The organism is Chryseobacterium tongliaonense, assembly GCF_041224435.1.
GTDB lineage: Bacteria > Bacteroidota > Bacteroidia > Flavobacteriales > Weeksellaceae > Chryseobacterium > Chryseobacterium tongliaoense.
Window position 1 is genome coordinate 427,215 of record NZ_JBGFFD010000002.1, and the last position, 22,190, is coordinate 449,404.

The window sequence follows — 22,190 nt, forward strand, 5'->3', positions numbered from 1 at the left end:
CAATGTAACAATGCATAATCATTGGTAAACTGTTTCATTATTATACTGATACATTATTCAGTACTTTATTGATTGCTTTTGGGAAAATTTCATATTCAATCTGGTGTACCTTTTCAGCTAAAGTTTCGGGAGTATCATTTTCTGTCACTTCAAATGATTTCTGAAGAATGGCTTCTCCTTCGTCAATTCCCGAGGTTACGAAATGTACAGTTGCTCCACTTTCTAATTCTTTAGCTTCAATGACGGCATTGTGAACATTCATTCCCCACATTCCTTTTCCTCCGAATTTCGGAAGCAATGCCGGATGTATATTAATTATTTTACCTTTCCAGTAGTCACAAAACTCAGGTTTCAGAATGGATAAAAAGCCGGCCAATACAATCAGATCTGTATTTTCAGGGATTATTTTACCCAACTCGCTGCTGAAATTTTTTCCTCTCGGGATCAGTACGTTTTCTATATTGTGGTTTTTGGCTCTTTCCAGTCCGTAGCATTCTCTGTCTGCAACTACTAAAGTTACCTGTGCATTCTGAATATCTCCGCTCTCAATGGTATCTAAAATCCTTTGAAGATTAGTTCCGGAACCTGAAACGAGTACAACGATGTTTTTCATATCCTTTGTAAAATGTAAAAAGTACTAATGTATTAATGACTTTTAAAATCATGAATACTTTTTACGTCAATACATTTATACAGTTAAATTTATTTTTTCGCTTCCTTCCGTGATCTCTCCGATTTCGTAAGCATCATCTAAAAGGTGCAGCACTTTTTCAGCGTGTTCCGCATCTACTACCACGATCATCCCTACACCCATATTGAAGGTTCCGAACATTTCTTCGCGGGCAACGCCACCTCTTTTCTCTAATTCAAGCATAATACTTGGAATTTTGATCTTTGAAGCGTCAATTGAAGCACATAAACCTTCAGGAATGATTCTCGGGATGTTTTCATATAAACCACCTCCTGTAATGTGAGCAATACCTGAAACCTGTACTTCTTCTATTACTTTATGGATGTCTTTATAATATAATCTTGTAGGTACCAAAAGGGTTTCGTATAATGGTTTCCCTTCAAATTCTTCTTCAAAATCCGGGAATACTTTTCTTACCAGTGAAAATCCGTTTGAATGGAAGCCTGAGCTTGGCAACGCAATAATTTTATTACCCGGCTTGATTTTAGAACCGTCAATAATCTGGTCTTTTTCTACAATTCCTACACAGAATCCTGCAACATCATAGTCTCCCGGCTGATACATTCCCGGCATTTCAGCAGTTTCACCGCCTATTAATGCACAGTTGTTATCTTTACAAGCTTCTACCATTCCCAAAACGATCTCGGCAGCGATCTCAGAATCTAATTTTCCACAAGCCAGATAATCTAAAAAGAACAACGGTTTTGCACCGTGGCAAAGGATATCATTGGCACACATTGCAAAACAATCTACTCCGATAGAGTCGTATTTTTTAGAATCCAAAGCTACTTTCAGTTTAGTTCCCACTCCATCGGTTCCTGAAACCAAAACAGGATTTTTGTATCCTCCGATCTCATAGAAAGCCCCAAAACTTCCCAAATGATTCAATACATTGGAATTGTGGGTTTCACCAACCGCTTTTTTGATCTTGTCAACGGTTTTGTATCCTTCTTCTTTGTCTACTCCTGCTGATTTGTAAGTGTTGCTCATCGTACTTTTAGAAATTTATTTCAAACTTTTTATATCAATTTTAGAAAATAAAAAAGCCGACAATCTTGGTAGATTATCGGCCGTTATTTTATCTCAGAATTTCAGTGCCCACAGTTTTCCCTTTTATGGAGAAACATTCTTTGAAAGTGGACTGAATTTTCATCTTTTTTCTTTTTGCAAAAATAGTAATTTTAAATTAATATTACAATTCTATTTTTCCAGGATTGTTTCGATTGCCGAAATCTTTTTAATTTTTTCTCTTAACTCACTGTCTTTTTCTTCGTTAGAAATTTTTTGAGCGGCTTTATCGAAGTTATCATTAAAAAACGGAAGTGAAAAAGTTTCTACAATATTTCCTCCATGGAAAGGGAAGCGCTTGGTTGCAGCTTCCAAAACTCCTGCTCCACCTCTTGCTCCCGGTGCAGCTGACATTAATAACATCGGTACTTCATTCCAAACGGTTCTTTCTTTGATTCTTGAAACCCAGTCGAACACATTTTTAAAAGCGGTTGAATATGTGCCGTTATGCTCAGGTAAAGAAACCAATAATAAGTTTGCTGCATCAATTTTTGCTGCAAAATCCTTTGCTTCCTGCGGAACTCCTCCCGTAAGTTCTCTTTCATGCTTATAAATCGGCATTTCAAAAGGATTAAGATCTACTACCTCCACTTCTGCATTTTCAAATATGGTAGAAGCATAAGCTACTAATTGCTTGTTCATTGAAGCTTCGGAATTCGTTCCTGCTATTGCTAAAATTTTCATTGAATATTATTATTTAAAATGTAAATTGTTTTTAATTTTCATGGCAAAGATCGTGAAGTTTTTTGACAGTTTATTTTTTAAACCTGCAATGGCACTAATATTTTAACCACCCCGTCAAAAATTCTTTGAATTTTCGCCACCCCTCAAGGAGAGGGGAATTTTTATTTTGCGAAAAATTTTATTAATTATTTCAAATAAGATGGTAATTCCATCGGTACTTCCATTAAAAGGATTTCGGCATCTTCAATCGCTTCAATGTTAAAACTCTGAGTATCCCAAATTCCCAATCCGTCTCTTTCATTCAGGATTCTGTCACCTACTTTTGCACTTCCTTTCAGCACAAATGCATAAACACCATTGCCTTTTTTGTTGAATACATAATTTTTACCATTTCCTTTTGTAAAGTTGGCCAGGTTAAACCATGCATCCTGATGGATCCATACGCCGTCATCATTTTTATTGGGTGACAAAATCTGTTGGAAACCATTGATTTTTTCACCTTCTTTAATACTTTTCTGGTCATATCTCGGCTCAACTCCCATTTCTCTAGGAAAAACCCAGATCTGTAAAAATTTCACCGCTTCATCTTTATTCTTATTGTATTCGCTGTGCATAACACCGGTCCCGGCACTCATCACCTGGATTTCTCCTTTTTTGATTACTGCAGTAGTTCCCATGGAATCTTTATGCTCAAGGTCACCTTCCAAAGGGATAGAAATGATTTCCATATCTCTGTGCGGGTGTGTTCCAAACCCCATTCCCTGGGAAACGGTGTCGTCATTCAATACTCTTAAAACTCCAAAATGAGTTCGTTCCGGATTCTGATAGTTGGCAAAACTGAATGTATGATAACTATTTAACCAACCGTGATCAGCGTGGCCTCTTGAATCTGCTTTATGATATACTGTTTTCATTATGTAATTATTTTATAGTACAAATGTAGAACATCCGGATATTGGAAATGTTGACGTAGGATAAGAAAGGCTGAACTGCTGAATCGTAAAATCGCGGAATAGCAAAAAAGCGGAAAGGCAAAAGGGCAAAAGGGCCGAATAGCTGAATCGTTGAATCGTTGAATCGTCTTTTAATATACTTTTTAACAAGAATAATTAATAAAGTATTTAAACTCTTGTAAAATCAGAAAGAGAATATTTAAAAGATAAAACAACCTCTCCTATTCACTCTTTACAGTTTAGCTATTCAGCTTTTCAGCCCTTTTGTCTTTTAGCTATTCAGCGATTTTGCCTTTTTAGCTTTTTGCTTCCTGTGCTCCAAAGATATGCTTACGGTGATTTTCGCCCCAGTCTTTCAAAGATTCCAGAACAGGCTGTAAAGTTTTGGTATAGTCTGTCGGGTTGTATTCGATGGAAACCGGATAAGTATCTTTTACCACTCTTTCTACCAGGCCATTTTGCTCAAGTTCTTTTAATTCTTTAGCTAACACTTTTGAAGTAAGCTTGGGAATACTTCTTTCAATTTCGGTAAACCGTTTGTTTCCTGCATTCAAAGAGATAATGATCTGTAATTTCCATTTACCATTGATAACATCCAGGGTATCACGAACCGGTCTTAATACCTGCATACATTCTTTATGATTGTGTTCCATTTTTTCACTTTCCTTTAGGTAACTACTATACTTTCGAAAGTAAATTTACAATAATTTTGTCACAGTTAAATAAAAAACAATGGCAAACATTTTAAATATCAAAACAAGCATTAATGGGGAGAACTCTGCAAGCAACAAACTTTCCCAGGCTGTTATTGATCAGTTAGCAGAAAAAAATCCTGAAACAACGGTTATTGTCCGTGATTTGGGAGCAAACCCGATTCCACATCTGGAAATACAACATTTTAAATCGTTTTCGATCGCTAATGAAAACAGAACTGATGAAGAGCGTGAGGCATCAAAATATTCTGAAGAAGCTTTAAAAGAGGTTCAGGAAGCTGATATTATTGTGATCGGTGTTCCTTTATATAATTTAAGTTTTCCATCTACATTGAAATCCTGGATCGATCATATTGCTGTAGCGGGAAAAACATTTTCTTATGCCGACGGAACTCCAAAAGGCCTTTTGCAGAATAAGAAAGTGTATCTGAATTTTGCGATCGGTGGTGTTTATGAGCAAAAGGGAATCATTGATTCAATAGAATCTTATCTCAGAACTTTACTCGGCTTCATCGGGATTACGGATATAGAAGTCTTTAAAAGTGAAGGTATGGCTATTCCGCCTTTGAGAGAAGAGAGTTTATCTAAGACGTTTTCTGAGATTGAAGCAGCGGTAGTTTAGGGAATTAAAGAAAGTGAAAAGTAAATTGTCAATGGTGAATTTTAAAGCGCTGTTGGCAATTTTTTGTTTGCAGAGTTTGTATTGAATTGGAGTACTTTGGGTCTTTTTTATTGTGAAAATATTCTCGCGGATTTTGCGGATTGGGCAGATTTTTAAAAAGTAGGTATCACAGGTTCTGTTTACGGGCTGAAATAAGGATATTAATAAAATCCCACGGATGACGCTGATTTGCACAAATGTTTATGTTTAAGTTATAAAATCTCCGCTATTTGTTAAATCTACAGGCTGAAATAAGGATATTAATAAAATCCCCACAGATGACACTGATTTGCACAGATGTTTATGTTTAAGTTTAAGTTATAATCCTCTGCTATGATAGTTTTCTGATAATGTAGTTTTAAAAAGCTTCTTTTATTTTCGAATTTCTTTTCAGATAGAAAAATAAAGCACAGATGACCGTCATGCAAAGAATGAGAAACTGGAAAATGACATTTGTTTTATTGGAGAAACTGCCTAAAACATTGGTAATAATCCCGGTTCCAATCTGGTTGGCTGCCATTAAAAAACCGGAAACCAATACTGAAAGTGTAGGAAACTCTACAGTTCCCCAGCCGATAGATCCCGGAAAAATACTGCCCATAAAAAAACCAATAAGAAACATCATGAGTACAATGATGCTCACGTCAGGATAGATTGAAAGGACAAAAAGCAGAGCTGCAACCATTAAAGGAGAGATAAGAAATATATAAGACAAATTGTTTTTTTCAGAAAATATTCCAAAGAGCAGACGGTTTAGGGCAATTCCGCCCCAAAATAAAGATAGTCCTAAACTGGCTTTGCTGTTATCAAGTCCCTGATTTTTGAGGATGACTGCTCCAAAGCTTCCGAAGGTTCCTTCAATAAATCCATACAGAACGATGGTGATAAAAAAGAGCCATAATTTCGGTGGAATTTTAAAATGCTGAGGGAGCTCGAAAAACTTTTCTTTTTCTAATTTTAAGAATAAAAAAGCGACAAAAACTATTGTGACCAGGACAAATATGCATCCGGGAACATACATCCAGTTTTTTACATTTCCTATCAGATTCATCATCATCGGAGAAGCAGATGTACCCAATCCCACTAAAAATTGTAAAATCAAAATTGCCGAAGATTTTTTATCTTCAAACAAACTGGCAGCTAAAGGGTTCAGCGTAGTAATAGAAAGTCCAAAACCGGAACCTGTAAATGCAACCAGAATCATTAATACCGGAAACAATAAAGAGGTATGGCTCACAAAAAACTGAAGTACCCATAAAGCACCTGTTGATGCAATCATCAATAATAATCCTGTAGCCAAAATGATCTTCGGACCTAATTTATTAACTAAAAAAGGAGCTCCCAGGCAGGAAATAATGATACAGATCACCTGTGGAATAAATAAATTCCCAAACTGTGAGGATGAAAGCTTGAATAAGGAAGGATCTGTAAAAGCCGTTCCCAATGCCGGAAATACCACAAAATTAAGCCCGGTAAAAAAGGCTAATAAAAATATAACAACAATTTTGGCCTGTTTAGAATTCATGACTTCAAAACATGATTTTTAAGATGATCACCCACTCTGAGGGCCATGGCAATAATGGTAAGTGCCGGATTCACCGCACCACTGGAAACAAAAAAACCACCATCTACAATATGAAGGTTTTCCAGGTCATGTGCCTTGCAATTGACGTCTACTACAGAAGTTTTAGGATCTGTTCCCATTTTAGTCGTTCCATTCTGATGGGCCGGTGAAGCAATATTCATCCCTTTACTGAAATAGATTCCTTTAAACAGAAAATTCTCAAATTTACCCGAGGCTTTCAGGGCTTTTATCAGTTCTGCCTTAAGAAACTCATGTCCTTTCTGATTATTGGAACTATAAGTAATTTTAATCTGTCCGTTTTCTACTGTGACCCTATTTTCCGGATCAGGAAGATCTTCTGAGGTAAGCCAGAAATCGACCGCATGCTCTGCCATTAATTCAAAAGTAAAACCGGGTGCCGGAATGGGACTGTCTGCCTGGATCTGATGGGCATCTGATTTCCCTAACATCTGAATGTGCCCTAAAGGAAATTCATATCCTCTGCCGGCATAGTAGAAATCATTAATTCCGAATGTTTTCCCAAACTTTGTAGGATTAGATTCTGTATACAAAGCAACCAGTGCGGTATTCTGATGAAACATATAATTTCTCCCGACCTGATCTGAAGTATTGGCCAGACCATTTGGAAACCGCTCACTTTTACTTTCCAATAACAGAGCTGCAGAGTTGATTGCCCCTGCAGAAAGGATAACCAGATCGGAACTCAATATTTTTATATCACCATTTTGTTCCACAATGATTTCAGAAACTTTTGTTCCTGAAGGATCTGTATTAAGTTTTATCACCTTTGCATTCGTCATTAATTCCACATTAGGATATTCCAATGCTTTAGACAATGTGCAAAGATGAGCGTCTCCTTTTCTTTCGGAAGCATCCGGGAAACCATCGAACCGATCGAGTGTGTAAGGAGCGTTGGCTGTTTTGTGAGGTTTAAAATTAACTCCGACAGGTAATTCAAACGGATGTAAACCATAATCAATTAATTCATCAACTATTTCCTGAATCCTCGGCTCATGTGGTAAGGGAGGATTAGGATAGGGTTCTGCATCAAAGGGTTCCGTAGGATCTGCTCCTCTTTTTCCATGTACATGAAAGAGTTTCTCTGCCTCGAGGTAGTAATTTTTTAAGTCTTCATATTGAATGGGCCACGCTGGTGAGATTCCGCCGTAATGTTTTATTTCTTTAAAATCTTCTTCTCTCAAACGGAATAAAGCGGCTCCGTAAAATTTGGTATTTCCGCCTACATTATAGTGCATTCCGGGGCGAAATGGTTTTCCATGCTTATCAAGCCAGAGTTCTGAGGTCGTGTATCTGTTTTTTTGAAAAACTTCCACAGAATCCCAGTTTTCTTTTTCTACGGGTACATAGTCTCCTCTTTCTATAACCAGAATTTTTTTTCCGCTGTCTGCAAGCCGGTAAGCCATGGTAGCTCCGCCTGCTCCACTTCCTATAATGATGATGTCATACATTCCTTATAATCTTTATTTTCTCTAAATTAAAGATTAAAAGCCATGGTTAGCTTAATAAAAAATTAAATTTCAATTGATTATATAAATAGATTCCTGCGGTTTTGATGATTGAATATTAAAGAAATTATATAAGTTTTGGCTAAAGCTTTTTTTCTGTAAATAAAAAGCGGGCTAAAGCCCGCTCCTATTGATATATTCTTATTTGAATAGTTATTTAATTGTTATCAACAATTCCTTTAAAAATGGACCTGCTGAATTTCTTCTTCTATTTCTTTCGGAGTTTCATGATCGGCTTTGATAAAAATCATGGTAACCAAAGCACCTATCAACATACAAATACCTCCTACAACAACATAACCTATTGCATAATTTCCGAAAATATTGCTTACAACAGGTCCGCCAAAGAGTCCGTTGATGATCTGCGGAATTACAATAAAGAAATTGAAGATTCCCATGTAAACACCCATTTTCTTCTGTGGTATTGCATCAATCAACATGGCATATGGCATTGCCAGAATACTTGCCCAAGCGAAACCAAGTCCGATCATTGAAATTTTAAGGTAGGCAACGTCTTTAATAAAATACATTGAAATCAACCCCAAACCACCACATAAAAGAGCAAGAGCGTGAGTTTGTTTTTTTCCGATCATTTTAGCAATCGGTGTCAATAGAAAGGCAAATGGAATTGCACAAAGATTATAAATTGCGAATAATTCATTTTGTAAATCTCCTGCATTATTGAAGGCTTTTGAATGAGTATCCTCAGGAGAAAGTCCAAAATGATGGGTTGCCAAAGCACTAGTCGTAAATACCCACATTGTAAATAATGCAAACCATGAAAAAAACTGTACTAATCCTAATTTTTTCATCAATGGTGGTATTTTAGCAAAATCTTTAAAAATGTCGCTTAGTTTTGAAGGTTCTTCTACAATTTCCTTTCCACCTTCAAATTCTGCAAACTCTTGTGGTGAGTATTCTTTTGTAGTAAGAATCGTATAGAGGATTGTGAGCAATAACATCCCTGCGCCCACATAAAAAGCATAAATTACATTGTCTGCCACAAAGCCTGGTGGTGCTGTATTAGATATTCCCAGCTGTGTTAACCAATTTGGTAGATAAGAACCTATAACTGCTCCGATTCCTATTAAAATGGTTTGAACTGAAAAACCAAGTGTGCCCTGATGTTTCGGAAGCATATCGCCTACCAAAGCACGGAAAGGTTCCATTGCTACGTTGATGGAAGCATCCATCATGGCAAGAAATATTACCGCCAATAACAAAACATTTGCTGCCATCATCTGAGTGACAGAAGCGGCATTGGGAAGCATCACCAAACCAACAGCACATAAAATCGCACCTATTAAAAAATAAGGTTTTCTTCTTCCCAACGGACTCCAGGTATTATCACCCATATGCCCTATAATCGGCTGGACAATAAGTCCTGTAAATGGTGCTACCAACCAAAACCAGGATAACTCATGAACGTCTGCCCCTAAGTTGGCCAGAATCCTGCTCGCATTTCCGTTTTGCAATCCGAAAGCCATCTGAATCCCTAAAAAGCCCATACTCATGTTGATGATCTGAGCCATGGACAGGTTTGGTTTTGTTTTTTTTGCCATTGTGCTTTTATGTTATTTTTTTGTTTTTAAATCCTGAATAAGGGCATCTTCAATAGCAGCCTTTTCAGCAACCACTTTATCTACTACATCATTGGGAACCGTTACGGAAAGCACATACTGCCTTACTTTCCACTCGCCGTTGATTTTTTCTACTACACCAGAGCCACGGCAGATCTTCATCTGGGTATCCAGTAATTCATCAAACCATGCTATTTTTCCGTCTTTGCTGAAATAGAGGTTTCTTTTTAATGAAGTAAAATTCCAGGTTTTCTTTTTATCGAAATAAGGTTTAGCCCAAATCATGAACGCTTTTTTATCCCATACTTCCGTTGCATCAGTTCCTATGAATGTAGATTCTTCAGCGAAATAATTAAAGTAGGAATTGAAATCCGCTTTTGCTGCAGCTCCGTTGAAGCCATCGAGCATGGTGTTGATCTGCGTTTTATCTTTATCAAACTTTGTTTGTGCTGAAATGGCTGTGAAACTTAGTAAAACAAGTATCAGCGTATAGATGATTGCAATTTTTTTCATAATTTAAATTTAATTAAATAAAGTGTTCAAACTACTTTTGCAGCTCAATAATCAATGAAGTTTTTGCAGATACGGCCAGATTATTCTGTAAAGAAATTTCCTTTCCTGAAATCACCTCTTTTCCTTTTGTAGTTTTATTCAGGGATTCTGCAAAACGTTTTAAATCTAATGTCTGTTCTTTGTCGTTATTGTTGACTACAACCATTACCGATTCTTTATCATTATACCTGAAATATACGAAAACATTATTCTGTGGAATGTAATTTTTAGTTTTCCCGGTATGAATAACGTCTTTTCCTTTTCTCCAGTTTAATAATTTCTGGCTAAACTGGTAAAATTCTTTTTGTTCAGGAGTCTGAGCCGAAGGATTGAATGCGTTTTGCTTATCTGATTTCCAGCCTCCCGGAAAATCTCTGCGGATATCTGCATCACCACCTTTATTTTTGTCACCGCGCATTCCGATTTCAGAACCGTAATAGATCTGTGGAATACCACGAACAGTAGAGATCAGTGTTAAAGCCATTTTATAGGCCTGAGGATTTGCGTTAAAAATCTCATTCCATCTTTCTGTATCATGATTTTCAAAGAATACCATGACATTATTGATATCCGGATAAAGGAAATCACTTGTAAAAACATTGTACAGCCTTGTCAAACCACTGTCCCAGCCTTCATTTTCTTTTAAAGCTTTAGGCATATCTCCATACAGCATAAAATCCATTACAGAGGGTAAATTGGAATTGTAATTGGCGGCTTCACCTGTTTTTGAATCTTTTTGCCAGGCTGAAATATGTCCGGCTGTGTTTAACCAGGTTTCTCCTACAATATTGAATTTCGGGTATTCATCGGTTATTGCTTTGGCCCATTTTGCCATCGCTTCTTTATCGTTGTAAGGATAGGTATCTACCCGGAAACCGCCTAATTCGGCGTATTCGATCCACCAGATGGCATTTTGTGTTAAATATTTTAAAACCAGTGGGTTTTTCTGATTAATATCGGGCATTGTGGTATCAAACCAGCCATCGAGAGCATATTTTTTATCGATCTCCGAAGCGTTGGTATCAAACTGAGTGGTTGTTTTATAATTGGAACGGTAGAAACCTTTTTCTCCTTCATCAAACCAGTGAATCCAGTCTTTTGTAGGCAGATCCTTAATCATCCAGTGTGAAACACCCCAGTGATTGGTAACATAATCCATTACGAGCTTCATGTTTCTTTTATTCAGCTCGCGGGAAAGCTTACGGTATTCTTCATTGGTTCCGTACCTGCCATCAATTTTATACAGATCGGTTTGTGCATATCCGTGGTAGGAATACACTTTTTCATTATCTTCATTTACAGGTGTCAACCAAACGGAAGTAGCACCGAGGTTTTGAATATAATCCAGATTATTGATAATTCCCTGCAGATCTCCACCATGTCGTCCGTTCGGCAGACTTCTGTTGGCCTTTTCCGTCAGCTCCGGTGTGGAATCATTTTTTTCGTCACCATTGGCAAAACGATCCGGCATAATCAGGTACATCACATCTTTTGAAGTGAAAGATTCGCGGTTGGCGGAATTGGGTTCTCTCTGTTTTAGCTCGTAAGTGTAAGAATCTATATTTTTCTTTCCTTTTTTAATATTGATCTTAAATTCGGGAACACTGATTTCGTTGGTATTTACTGTTACAAAAACGTAATTCGGGTTGTCAACTTTCTGAATATTTTTAATCTGAACTCCGTCTGAAAGCTCAATGTCATTCTTAGCAACATCTTTACCATAGACCAGGATCTGAAGCTCAGGATTTTTCATTCCTTTCCACCAGAAGGCAGGCTCTACCCTATCTAAAGGTTTTTGAGAGAAAGCAACTGCAGCTGCTGAAAGGGCAATAATTGCGTATATCTTTTTCATTTGTTCTTTGTTTACTGTTTATTGAGTGTAGCCGATGTGAAGCTACTGTAGACTGGAAATCATAATTCGATTAAAATTATTAAATTCTTCCACATAAACCATTGTTATCTATTCTTTTTATTTTCAAATATGCTTTATCATAAATACAATTAAAGTTCTCCACTATGGGCTGTGAAGAACTTTAAATGGTTATTTTTAATGGTAAACAAAGTTATTTTATTTAACTTTTTTAACAGAGATTGCAAAACCTCCGCTTCTTACCATTTTGAAATTGATTTTAGATTTGCTGGTAATCTGTTTTTTGTAGATGTTATAGCTTTGAGGATTATCGATGTAATCTGCATCTTTTCCATCTTCATAGATTGTAGCTTCATATTTCGCCCCTTTATCAAGGAATGAGAAATCTACGGTGTATTCACGCTTATTTTCATCAGTGATTCCGCCTACAAACCAGTTTTCCGTACCTTTTGCTTTTCTTGCCGTTACTACATAATCTCCCGGCTCAGCAGCTAAGATCTTTGTATCATCCCAATCTGCCGCCACATCTTTGATAAACTGGAAAGCATCCATATGTTTTTTGTAGTTTTCGGGTAAATCTGCAGCCATTTGAAGCGGCATGTACATCGTAACATATAAAGCCAATTGCTTCACCAGGGTCGTTTTTACAAATCGCTTATCTCCGGGGAAATAATAATCCAGTTTGGTCTGGAAAATTCCCGGCGTATAATCCATAGAACCACCCATCCATCTTGTGAAAGGAAGAATGGTCTGGTGGTCTGCATTATTTCCGCCGAATGCCTCATATTCCGTTCCACGGGCTGCTTCTGCAGAGATATAGTTCGGATAGGTACGGCTTTCTCCTGTAGGACGCACAGATTCGTGAGAGTTTACCATGATCTTATATTCGTTGGCTTTCTCTGCAATTCTGTAGAAATGGTTGATCGTCCATTGCGAATAATGATGCTCTCCTCTTGGAATAATATCACCTACATAACCGGTTTTCACGGCATCATACCCATATTTATTCATCAGTTGGAATGCTTTATCAGACCATCTTTCGTAGTTGGTTGCCGAACCTGAAGTTTCGTGGTGCATGATCAGCTTAATCCCTTTGGAATGTGCATAATCATTCAACATTTTGATATCAAAATCAGGGTAAGGAGTAATAAAATCGAATACAAATTCTTTTGAGTGTCCGAACCAGTCTTCCCAACCGACATTCCAGCCTTCAATTAATAATCCCTGGAAACCGTTTTCTGCTGCAAAGTCAATGTATTCTTTAACTTTTGTATTGTTGGCAGCGTGTTTTCCGTTAGGGGTTAATTTTGAGAAATCAGTTTTATCCAAATGAACATTTTCTGCGGTAGAATAAGCCCATTGCGATTTTCCGATGATCATTTCCCACCAGACACCCATATATTTTGTAGGGTGAATGTAAGAGGTATCGGTATATTTTGTAGGTTCGTTAAGATTGAAAATCATTTTGGAAGCCATCACTTCTTCGGCTTTCGGTGAAACGATAATTGTTCTCCACGGCGTAACGGAAGGCGTTTGAATATATCCTTTTGCTCCCTGTCTGTCTGCTGTAAGATGGGTTTTGAATTTGAAATTCTGAGCATCCACTTCTAAATGTGACGCCGGATAATCTAAAACAGCCGCTTCTGCAACGTTAACGTACAAAGGATCTTTTCCTTCTTTTTTCAGCATCAGCGGAGACTGAACCGCATTTTTAACTAATGACTGAGAAGCATTCGCATCAAAGGCTTTATCCCATCTTCCCGGAATTTCAGAGATTTTTGTTTCCTGGTATTGGTATTCCTGGGAATCATAATCTGCTACAATCCACCAGGCTTTCATATCTGTAGGAAAATCGATTTCAGAATCTTCTTCCCTGATCACGAAATAGTTAAGATTTTTCTGTTGCGGAAACTCATATCTGAAACCCAATCCATCATTAAACAATCTGAATTTTACCACAATACTTCTTTCGGTAGAAGCCTGATTAAGGGTAACCGCTAATTCGTTATAGTTATTGATATAATTTTTCTTTTCACCCAGTACCGGCTGCCAGGTTTCATTTTTAGAATCTCTTTTTTCGTCTGATTTTGTAAACCCGTTATTGAGATCAAATTTAGCATCTTCCGCTTTAGCAATTTCAGAGGCAAATTTTATGGCAGTGTCTTTGAATAATCTCAATCCTAATTTAGAATCTTCCACCACCACGTTGCCGTTGTATTTAAGGTTGTAAAAAGGAACTCCTTCTTTCAACTGGAAATTCATTTCAAATTTTCCGTCCGGCGATTTTAAAGATTGTGCATTCACACCCACAAACATCATTGAGAGCAAAAACGTTCCAACTGTAATTTTCTTCATATTGACAATTTATAAACTTTAAAAATAAAGAAAGTGCTGCTGTAAAGCAACACTTTGCTATGTAAATTCGTTATATGTTACAATTTTGTAACAGTTAATCTGTAATTCGCAGAATTATGTAAATCTAATTCCACTTTATAGTTTCCTGCTACATCTACTTTATAGTTAGGATCACCTGTAACCGTGTTTTCAGAACTTAAATAAGTAACAACGCTGGAACCAGAAGTTAAAGTCTGGTCAGCCGAAGCCGGTTGAAACTTCATTGCCCAGTCATCATTCGCTCTGAATTTAAATACTCCTGAGCTAGTTAAGGCAATTGAATTAATTACAAAAGTTTTAGTTGCAGGATTGTACACAAAATCAGTATCTGAATTCCATCCTGTAGGAGTAGCATCACCAATGATTCCGAAACCTGCTTTTATAGATGAATACATATTACCAGCCCAATCAACTTTAATGTAATATGTTCCTGCTGTTGCCGCTTTTATATTTACTTCACCTGTTTCTAATAATTTTCCGGTAAAAGTTCCGTCATCTCCTTTATCTCCATCCCAAACTTCATTAATTGTAAATTTATATTCACTGTTAGGATTGGTTACAAAAATAAACCCTCTATATTGACCATCTTTACCCGGTGAGAATAAGTTTGGAGAATTTAAGGGCGTCCAATCTGCATATCCTGCAGCTCCTGCATAACCTCCCGGAACATTAATTTTAGGGTATGATATATCTGGGTTTGGAGTATATGGAGTTATCTTAACCTCAAGCACATTTGAATAAAAAGCAGCTGAACCAACAGATGTTTTCAATCTAACTTCGATATCATTAACTATTCCCGGCGTTGCTCCCAGACTAAACATAATTGCATTCAGTTGAGCATGCGTTATAGGTGAAGCTGTAAGATCATTTGTTGCATCAAAACCTGCACTTTCCTTAAAGTTTTTCCCTTTAATTCCAAACTCTATCTGTTGGGTAGGAACTACCGCTACATCAAATGTAGGCTTTACCCAATTAAAACTTATTGCAGCATCTCCCGATGTAACTTCATTCAGGACAACTGCTGATTTATCTGAAGTGAGTTTTCCTTTACCGGTTTCACCAAGAATTGCCTGATCTTCGTCTTTTTCACATGAAATAACCAAAAGACCTATAAAAGCAATTGCTAAAATTCTAAATATGTGTTTCATTTTTTATAGTGTTTAGGAATTAATAGCCCGGATTTTGAATCAAATTAGGGTTTGCGACAATGTCATTAGACGGAATTGGAAATAAATTTCTGTATTCATCCACAGCTTTACCGTCTTTCACACCTCCTTTCCAAGGCCATAAGTATGTGCCTGAAGTAAACTTCCCATAACGAATCAAATCAGTTCTTCTCGTAGATTCCCAAGACATTTCTCTTGCTCTTTCATCCAAGAAAAAATTGGTATTAATTGTTGAAACCTGACTGGCACCAGCTCTTGTTCTTAAAGCATTTACATATCCTAAAGCCGTTGCCATATCTCCTCCTGATCCTCCTCTTGTAACGGCTTCACCATACATTAGGTAAATATCAGCTAAACGATATAAAGGAATATCCGCATCTACAAAATTACCTGAGGCATCTGATCCCGGAGCATTATTAGAATATTTGATATTTTTATATTTGATAAAAGCATAACCATCTGTGAAAGCAGTTATATCATTAATTTCCAAATTCTGACCATTGGTATAGAAATTTCCTCGCTGATCATTTGCTGAAAATAAATTAACAAAAGCCTTTGTAGTACGGATACCGCCCCAACCTCCGTTGATGCCAAACTGAGAAGCCGGCATAGATCCGCCTACTGCTGCGTGCACCATGAAAGTAGATCCACCATAAGTTTTTGTGCTTGTTCCATCATAATTTACCGACAGAATAACTTCAGGGTTGCTTACATTATTATCAGCCATAAACAATGACCCGTAATTAGATTTTAAAGCATATCCTGCACTAATTACTTTATTGCAATAAGTAATACAATCAGTATTTCTTTCTGTACCTGTATAAACCTGAGCATTTAGATATAATCTTGCCAGTAATGCCCAAGCTGCGGCCTTATCTACTCTACCATATTCATTGGTTTTAGCATCTTTTAAATCATTGGCACATGCTAATAATTCACTTTCTACATATTTGAATAATTCAGCTCGTACAATTCTCGGTGGCGGATTATTAATGATATCGGTAGTTTCGGTCACATAAGGTACATTCCCGAATAAATCCAGTGCGTGATAATAAGACTGTGCTCTTAGAAAACGAGCTTCAGCACGCATATATTTCGCTTCAGTAAGATTAGCTCCGTTAATACCATTGGTCGAAAGCTTTTCATCTGTTGTATTTTTAATAAACTCATTGCTTACTGCAATTACATTATACAATCTGAAATAAATTGCGGCAACAAATGGGTTTGATGCATTCCAGGTCATCTTATGCATTTCAGGTAAGCCGGCATCGCTCCATGCGATAACAGCTTCATCTGTTGTAAGCACCTGCATACTGTACATTTGACGAAGATAGTTGGAAAATCCACCATCAATACCTCCGATATCTGTATTGGCATCACCATTATTCTGGTCTCCCTGACCACCAATAGCCAATCCTGCATAAATTTTTGCCAAAGCAGGCTTATAGTTACTGAAATCTTTGTAAAGTACACTGGAAGTAAGCCCTAAACTAGGCTCTCTTTCAAGATCTTTTGTACAAGACCCTGCTGAAATCAAGGTTCCTAATGTAATAGACCCCAATATTATTTTTTTATATAAATATTTATTTTTCATCTTAATTAAAATTGAAAGTTAAAACCGATTGAATAAACCTTTGGTCTTTGGTAAAACCCATTATCAATCCCTCCAAAAATTTCAGGATCTATCCCTTTATACTTTGTGATTACAAATACATTCTGTGCCATTGCATTCACTCTCAAATTGGTTCCTTTACCCATAAATTCACCTGCATTGTAACCTACAGTAAGATTATCCATTCTCAGGAATGAAGCATCTTCTATAAACATATCTGAAAACAATTGTGTGGTTGCAAACTGAGTATTTAAAACACTTGTATTGGTATTGCTCAAGAAATTATTCGCCTGAATATTGGCGATTGAACTGTTAGAAGCGGAGTTGTTATACACATAGTTACCTAAAACTGCTCTAAGTGATGTTCCGAATTCCCATTTTTTATAACTCACTTTCGTAGAAAATCCTAAGATAACATCAGGAGTTGGAGATTTATAGAAATATTTATCATCTTCAGTAGTTTTACCATCACCGTTTCTATCTACATATACACCTTCAAGCGGTTTCCCATTACTGTCATAAACCTGCTGATAAACATAAAATGCATTCAACGGTTGCCCTACAGTAATAGCCTGAATATAATTGTTAATACCTGTAAGCGTTCCTACAGAAATTTTATATGATTCATCTACATATTGAGATAAACTGGTTACTTTAGGATTAAATTTAGTTGCATTTAAGTTAATATCCCAGGTTAAATTTTCATTTTTTACCGGAACTATGTTTAAATTGGCTTCAAAACCTTTATTCGCAATAATCCCAACATTTTTAACGTTGAAATTACTTAAATCTCCTGCCCAGGTTGGAACTTTTGCGATAAGATTCTCAGATTTCTTGTCAAAATAATCAAATGAACCATTAATTCTGTTATTTAAAATTCCAAAGTCTAAACCGATATTTTTAGTTGTCGTAGTTTCCCAAACCAAATTCGGATTGTAAACATCCGGACGAAGCAAGGTATAGAAACTATCACCAAACTGATATTGAGCAGTACTGCTATTGCTATAAGAATATGCCCCAAAAGCCGGATAAAAATTACCCGTTTCCTGCTGTCCGGTTTTTCCCCATCCTGCTCTTACTTTTAAAGAATTGATGCTTGAAACATTTTTCAGGAAGCTTTCTTCATTAATTTTCCATGCTACGGATACAGCCGGGAAGTTACCCCATAAATTGTTTTTATCTGCTCCATTCCAGAAGGTAGAAGAACCATCTCTTCTTATTGATCCGTTGATCACATATCTGTTGGCTATTGTAAAAATACCTCTGGCATAAAAGGATATTAATGTTCTTTGAGTATCGCCTGCAGTAGAAAAATCAGTTTTTTGCCCATTCCCGTAATAAGTTGGTGCTTCAGGTGTCAATGAATGAGTATCCTGATAAGAATAACCACCAATAACATCTACAGTGGTATTTATGGCTTCTATATTTTTAACGTAGTTTAAATAGGACTCAAACAACTTACTTTTAATCTCCTGCGAATATGAACGATAAGACCCTAAAGTACCAATCCCCTGTGCATAATCTTTGGAAACGTTTACAGAACCATCACTTTTTGCATAGTCATAAGATCCTGTTACATTTAATCTTAAATCTGGTAAGAAATGAAATTTATAATCTAATTGTAAGCTTGGGATAATTCTGAAAACAGATGACAAATCTCTTTTACTATACAACAAACCCAGTGGGTTTCTGGTACCGTTTACATTTAATCCTGTTGCCGAATTGGCAGCATCCAACCATTCGTAATATCCGCCATAATTAGAATTGCCTGACAATATAGGCTGCGTAGGATCAAAATAAATGGAGGCACCAATGGCTCCGGCATCCGGGAATCTGTTTTCAGAAAACGTTCCTTTAAAGTTACCGTTAACTGTTAAATGGTTATCAAAAAATTTGGGTGAAAAATTTAAACCCAAAGAAGTTCTTTTAAACTCATTCGTTCTTACAATACCATTTTGCTCATTATACCCTATAGATACTCTGTATGGTAAACCTTTAACCCCGCCAGAAAAAGCGATATTATTATCAGTTCCCCAAGCTTGCTGATAAATCTGGTCCTGCCAATTGGTATTTGCATTTCCTAAATAAGTTTTTTGTAATGCAGTTCCATAAGTATTTACAAAATCTCTGAACTGATTAGCATTTAAAACATCTACATTTCCCATCTTGGTAGAAACGGAAAAGTTTGTGTTAAAATTTACTCTGAATTTCCCGGACGTACCTTTCTTGGTAGTGATCAAGATAACTCCATTTGAAGCTCTGTTACCATAAATAGCTGCTGAAGAAGCATCCTTTAGAATATCAAAAGTTTCAATGTCATTAGGGTTGATTAAGGATAATGGATTGGTTGCTCCACTTAAACTGTTAAAATCAATAGGTACCCCATCAATAACTATTAACGGATCATTGTTAATAAAAGAAGAACCTCCTCTCACCCTGATTGTAGAACCAGCCCCTGGAGCACCGCTGTTTCCGGTAATTTGTACACCCGGCGTTTTTCCAACAATTAATTGATCGGCAGTAGCTGCTCCTCCATTAAAATCTTTTGATGTAACTGATGAAATAGATCCCGTAAGGTCCGTTTTCTTCTGTTTTCCATACCCAATCAGTACAACCTCCTCGATTTTTTTCTCCTTTACAGAGTCTTTTGTCTGCGCTTGCAGTATAGTACCTGCCAATAAAAATGCAGGCGCTATTTTTAATACTGTTGTAAAATTTTTCACAATATTGTCTTTTATATAGTTTCGTTTTTATAATAGTTGTGGGCATCAACCCAGCCTTGCAATTTATAAAAAAATTACAATTATCATAAAATTATTATAAATTCAGATAATTTTATGTACATTAAACGACATTTTTAAATCAATTATCTGTTTTTCATTAAATTACATTACAATATGCATTACATAATACCTGCTTGATTTTAACAATAAGTTAAACATTTGTTTAACAAAATGTAATATTGATTTCGTCAAAATCAAACTTCAAATGCTATTATCATAAACTATCAGCGGTTTTCAAGAGATTATACTTATCTTTGCAGTTAAAATTATTACTATAAATGTCAAACAGAAAGATGATTACGGCAGCTTTGCCATATGCAAACGGGCCTGTTCATATAGGACATTTGGCAGGTGTTTATATTCCTGCGGATGTTTACGCAAGATTTCAGAGAAGATTAGGAAAAGATGTAGCGTTTATCTGTGGTTCGGATGAGCATGGGATTCCTATTACCATAAGAGCAAAAAAAGAAGGGGTAACTCCTCAGGATATTGTAGATAAATATCATGAAATTATTAAAAAATCTTTTTCAGATTTAGGGATTTCATTTGACGAATATTCCAGAACCACTTCTAAAAATCATTATGAAACCAGTCAGGATTTCTTTAAAACCCTTTATGAAAAAGGAAAATTCACTGAAGAAATTTCTGAGCAGTATTTTGATGAACAGGCAGGAGAATTCCTTGCTGATCGATATATCGTGGGAACCTGCCCGAACTGTGGCAATGAAAATGCTTACGGTGACCAGTGTGAAAAATGTGGTTCTACCCTTTCGCCATCCGAACTGATCAATCCAAAATCAATGTTGAGCGGAAATGTTCCGGTACTTAAAGAAACCAAAAACTGGTATTTACCCTTAAACGAATATGAAGACTTTCTTAACGAATGGATTATTGAAGGCCATAAAGACGACTGGAAGCCTAATGTTTACGGACAGGTAAAATCATGGCTGAATGACGGTTTAAAACCCCGTGCAATGACCAGAGACCTTAACTGGGGCGTTCCGGTTCCGCTGCCGAATGCAGAAGGAAAAGTGCTTTACGTATGGTTTGATGCACCTATCGGATATATTTCTTTCACCAAAGAATGGGCAGAGAAAAACGGAAAAGACTGGAAAGATTACTGGCAAAGTGAAAACAGTGATCTGGTTCACTTTATCGGAAAAGATAATATTGTATTTCACTGTATTATTTTCCCTTCAATGATGAGGGCTCACGGTGATTATATTATGCCGAAAAATGTTCCTGCGTTTGAATTTCTGAACCTTGAAAACGATAAAATTTCCACTTCAAGAAACTGGGCGGTATGGGCACACGAATATGTAGAAGATTTCCCCGGTCAGCAGGATGTTTTAAGATATGCCCTTCTCTCCTCAGCTCCGGAAACCAAGGATAATAATTTTACATGGAAAGATTTCCAGACGAAAAATAATTCTGAATTGGTAGGAATTTTCGGAAACTTCATCAACAGAGTTGCCGTTCTTATTCATAAATATTATAATGGTGTTGTTCCTGCAGGAGATCATAATGCTCCGGAATTACAGGAAATCAGAAAATCTGCGAAAGAAATTTCAGGATTCCTTGAAAATTATGAATTCAGAAATTCTTTAACTGCTCTTATGAATTTGGCCCGTTTCGGAAACCAGTATCTTCAGACGGAAGAGCCTTGGAAAACAATCAAAGATAGTCCTGAAAAAGCAGCACATTCATTATTTGTTGGAGCTCAGATTGCAGTTGCCTTAGCACAGTTGTGCGAGCCGTTTATGCCTTTCAGCTCTGAGAAATTACTGAATATGTTTAATGTGCAAAAATTAAACTGGAGCGACATTGAATCTCAGTCTGTTTTAATTCAGACGGGACATACAATCAATGAATCATCTCTTCTTTTCTCAAAGATAGAAGATGATGTCATCGAAGCCCAGATTCAAAAATTAGAAGATACAAAACAAAACAATAAAAAAACAAACCCTAACGCAAATCCTATGAAAGAGGAAATCACTTTTGATGATTTTACGAAAATCGATTTAAGAACGGCTACCATTATTGAAGCTGAGAAAGTGGAGAAAGCGGATAAGCTTTTAAAGCTGACCGTAGATACAGGTGTAGACGTACGAACAGTGGTTTCGGGGATTGCAGAAAGTTTCACTCCGGAAGAAGTGATCGGAAAGCAGGTCATGATCTTATTAAACCTGGCTCCGAGAAAAATCCGTGGTATTGAATCTCAGGGAATGTTGTTATTGACCACAAAACCGGATGGGAAATTATCTTTCGTTACACCGGATGACAGCACTGTAGAAAATGGTATTGAAATAGGATAATATTTCAACCTTTCAGATAAAAAAAGACACATGATTT

The 22,190-nt window shown here is 36.6% G+C and carries 16 protein-coding genes; 2 read left to right on the forward strand and 14 right to left on the reverse strand.

Going from position 1 to position 22,190, the window contains the following annotated elements; translation table 11 throughout:
* Positions 1 to 40: 40 nt before the first annotated feature.
* From purN to AB8P06_RS06140, 5 genes are all read right to left on the reverse strand, one after another.
* Positions 41 to 613, reverse strand: coding sequence for a phosphoribosylglycinamide formyltransferase (purN, locus tag AB8P06_RS06120; RefSeq protein WP_369839325.1), 573 nt, complete (start codon positions 611 to 613; stop codon positions 41 to 43).
* A gap of 75 nt (positions 614 to 688) precedes the next feature.
* Positions 689 to 1,681 (reverse strand): phosphoribosylformylglycinamidine cyclo-ligase, encoded by a 993-nt coding sequence (purM, locus tag AB8P06_RS06125; RefSeq protein ID WP_369839328.1) that lies wholly within the window; start codon positions 1,679 to 1,681, stop codon positions 689 to 691.
* Between the two features lie 210 nt (positions 1,682 to 1,891).
* Entirely contained in the window at positions 1,892 to 2,443 is a 552-nt protein-coding gene (locus AB8P06_RS06130) for an NADPH-dependent FMN reductase (RefSeq protein WP_369839330.1), read from the reverse strand.
* 185 nt (positions 2,444 to 2,628) lie between these two features.
* Positions 2,629 to 3,357, reverse strand: coding sequence for a pirin family protein (locus AB8P06_RS06135; protein WP_369839333.1), 729 nt, complete (start codon positions 3,355 to 3,357; stop codon positions 2,629 to 2,631).
* 335 nt (positions 3,358 to 3,692) lie between these two features.
* Positions 3,693 to 4,049 (reverse strand): winged helix-turn-helix transcriptional regulator, encoded by a 357-nt coding sequence (locus tag AB8P06_RS06140; protein WP_369839336.1) that lies wholly within the window; start codon positions 4,047 to 4,049, stop codon positions 3,693 to 3,695.
* Positions 4,050 to 4,128: 79 nt separating this feature from the next.
* Here AB8P06_RS06140 and AB8P06_RS06145 point away from each other — a divergent pair, with 79 nt between their 5' ends.
* Positions 4,129 to 4,731, forward strand: a complete 603-nt coding sequence (locus AB8P06_RS06145; protein ID WP_369839339.1) for an FMN-dependent NADH-azoreductase — start codon at positions 4,129 to 4,131, stop codon at positions 4,729 to 4,731.
* 397 nt (positions 4,732 to 5,128) lie between these two features.
* On the opposite strand, the gene AB8P06_RS06150 is transcribed toward AB8P06_RS06145, so the two are convergent.
* The 9 genes from AB8P06_RS06150 to AB8P06_RS06190 form a co-directional block, all read right to left on the reverse strand.
* The gene (locus AB8P06_RS06150; RefSeq protein ID WP_369839342.1) at positions 5,129 to 6,295 is read right to left on the reverse strand and encodes an MFS transporter; all 1,167 of its coding nucleotides are present in this window, start codon (positions 6,293 to 6,295) and stop codon (positions 5,129 to 5,131) included.
* Positions 6,292 to 7,824 (reverse strand): GMC oxidoreductase, encoded by a 1,533-nt coding sequence (locus AB8P06_RS06155; RefSeq protein ID WP_369839345.1) that lies wholly within the window; start codon positions 7,822 to 7,824, stop codon positions 6,292 to 6,294. The genes AB8P06_RS06150 and AB8P06_RS06155 overlap by 4 nt, the downstream gene beginning before the upstream one ends.
* Before the next feature lie 236 nt (positions 7,825 to 8,060).
* Complete coding sequence (locus AB8P06_RS06160) at positions 8,061 to 9,443, reverse strand: MFS transporter (RefSeq protein WP_369839348.1); 1,383 nt, start codon at positions 9,441 to 9,443, stop codon at positions 8,061 to 8,063.
* A gap of 12 nt (positions 9,444 to 9,455) precedes the next feature.
* Positions 9,456 to 9,974, reverse strand: coding sequence for a nuclear transport factor 2 family protein (locus AB8P06_RS06165; protein WP_369839351.1), 519 nt, complete (start codon positions 9,972 to 9,974; stop codon positions 9,456 to 9,458).
* A 31-nt stretch (positions 9,975 to 10,005) separates the two neighbouring features.
* On the reverse strand, positions 10,006 to 11,865 hold the full coding sequence (locus AB8P06_RS06170) for a glycoside hydrolase family 13 protein (protein ID WP_369839354.1): 1,860 nt from the start codon (positions 11,863 to 11,865) through the stop codon (positions 10,006 to 10,008).
* A gap of 216 nt (positions 11,866 to 12,081) precedes the next feature.
* Positions 12,082 to 14,238, reverse strand: a complete 2,157-nt coding sequence (locus tag AB8P06_RS06175) for a glycoside hydrolase family 97 protein (RefSeq protein WP_369839356.1) — start codon at positions 14,236 to 14,238, stop codon at positions 12,082 to 12,084.
* 77 nt (positions 14,239 to 14,315) lie between these two features.
* The gene (locus AB8P06_RS06180) at positions 14,316 to 15,425 is read right to left on the reverse strand and encodes a SusE domain-containing protein (RefSeq protein ID WP_369839359.1); all 1,110 of its coding nucleotides are present in this window, start codon (positions 15,423 to 15,425) and stop codon (positions 14,316 to 14,318) included.
* 19 nt (positions 15,426 to 15,444) lie between these two features.
* On the reverse strand, positions 15,445 to 17,037 hold the full coding sequence (locus AB8P06_RS06185; RefSeq protein ID WP_369839362.1) for a RagB/SusD family nutrient uptake outer membrane protein: 1,593 nt from the start codon (positions 17,035 to 17,037) through the stop codon (positions 15,445 to 15,447).
* Positions 17,038 to 17,042: 5 nt separating this feature from the next.
* Positions 17,043 to 19,778: a SusC/RagA family TonB-linked outer membrane protein gene (locus AB8P06_RS06190; RefSeq protein WP_369839365.1), complete on the reverse strand. Its 2,736-nt coding sequence runs from the start codon at positions 19,776 to 19,778 to the stop codon at positions 17,043 to 17,045.
* A gap of 338 nt (positions 19,779 to 20,116) precedes the next feature.
* Between AB8P06_RS06190 and metG the strand changes: the two genes are divergently transcribed.
* Positions 20,117 to 22,153 carry a methionine--tRNA ligase gene (gene metG, locus AB8P06_RS06195; RefSeq protein ID WP_369839368.1) on the forward strand — a complete coding sequence of 679 codons (2,037 nt, stop codon included), beginning with the start codon at positions 20,117 to 20,119 and terminating at the stop codon, positions 22,151 to 22,153.
* Positions 22,154 to 22,190 lie beyond the last annotated feature (37 nt).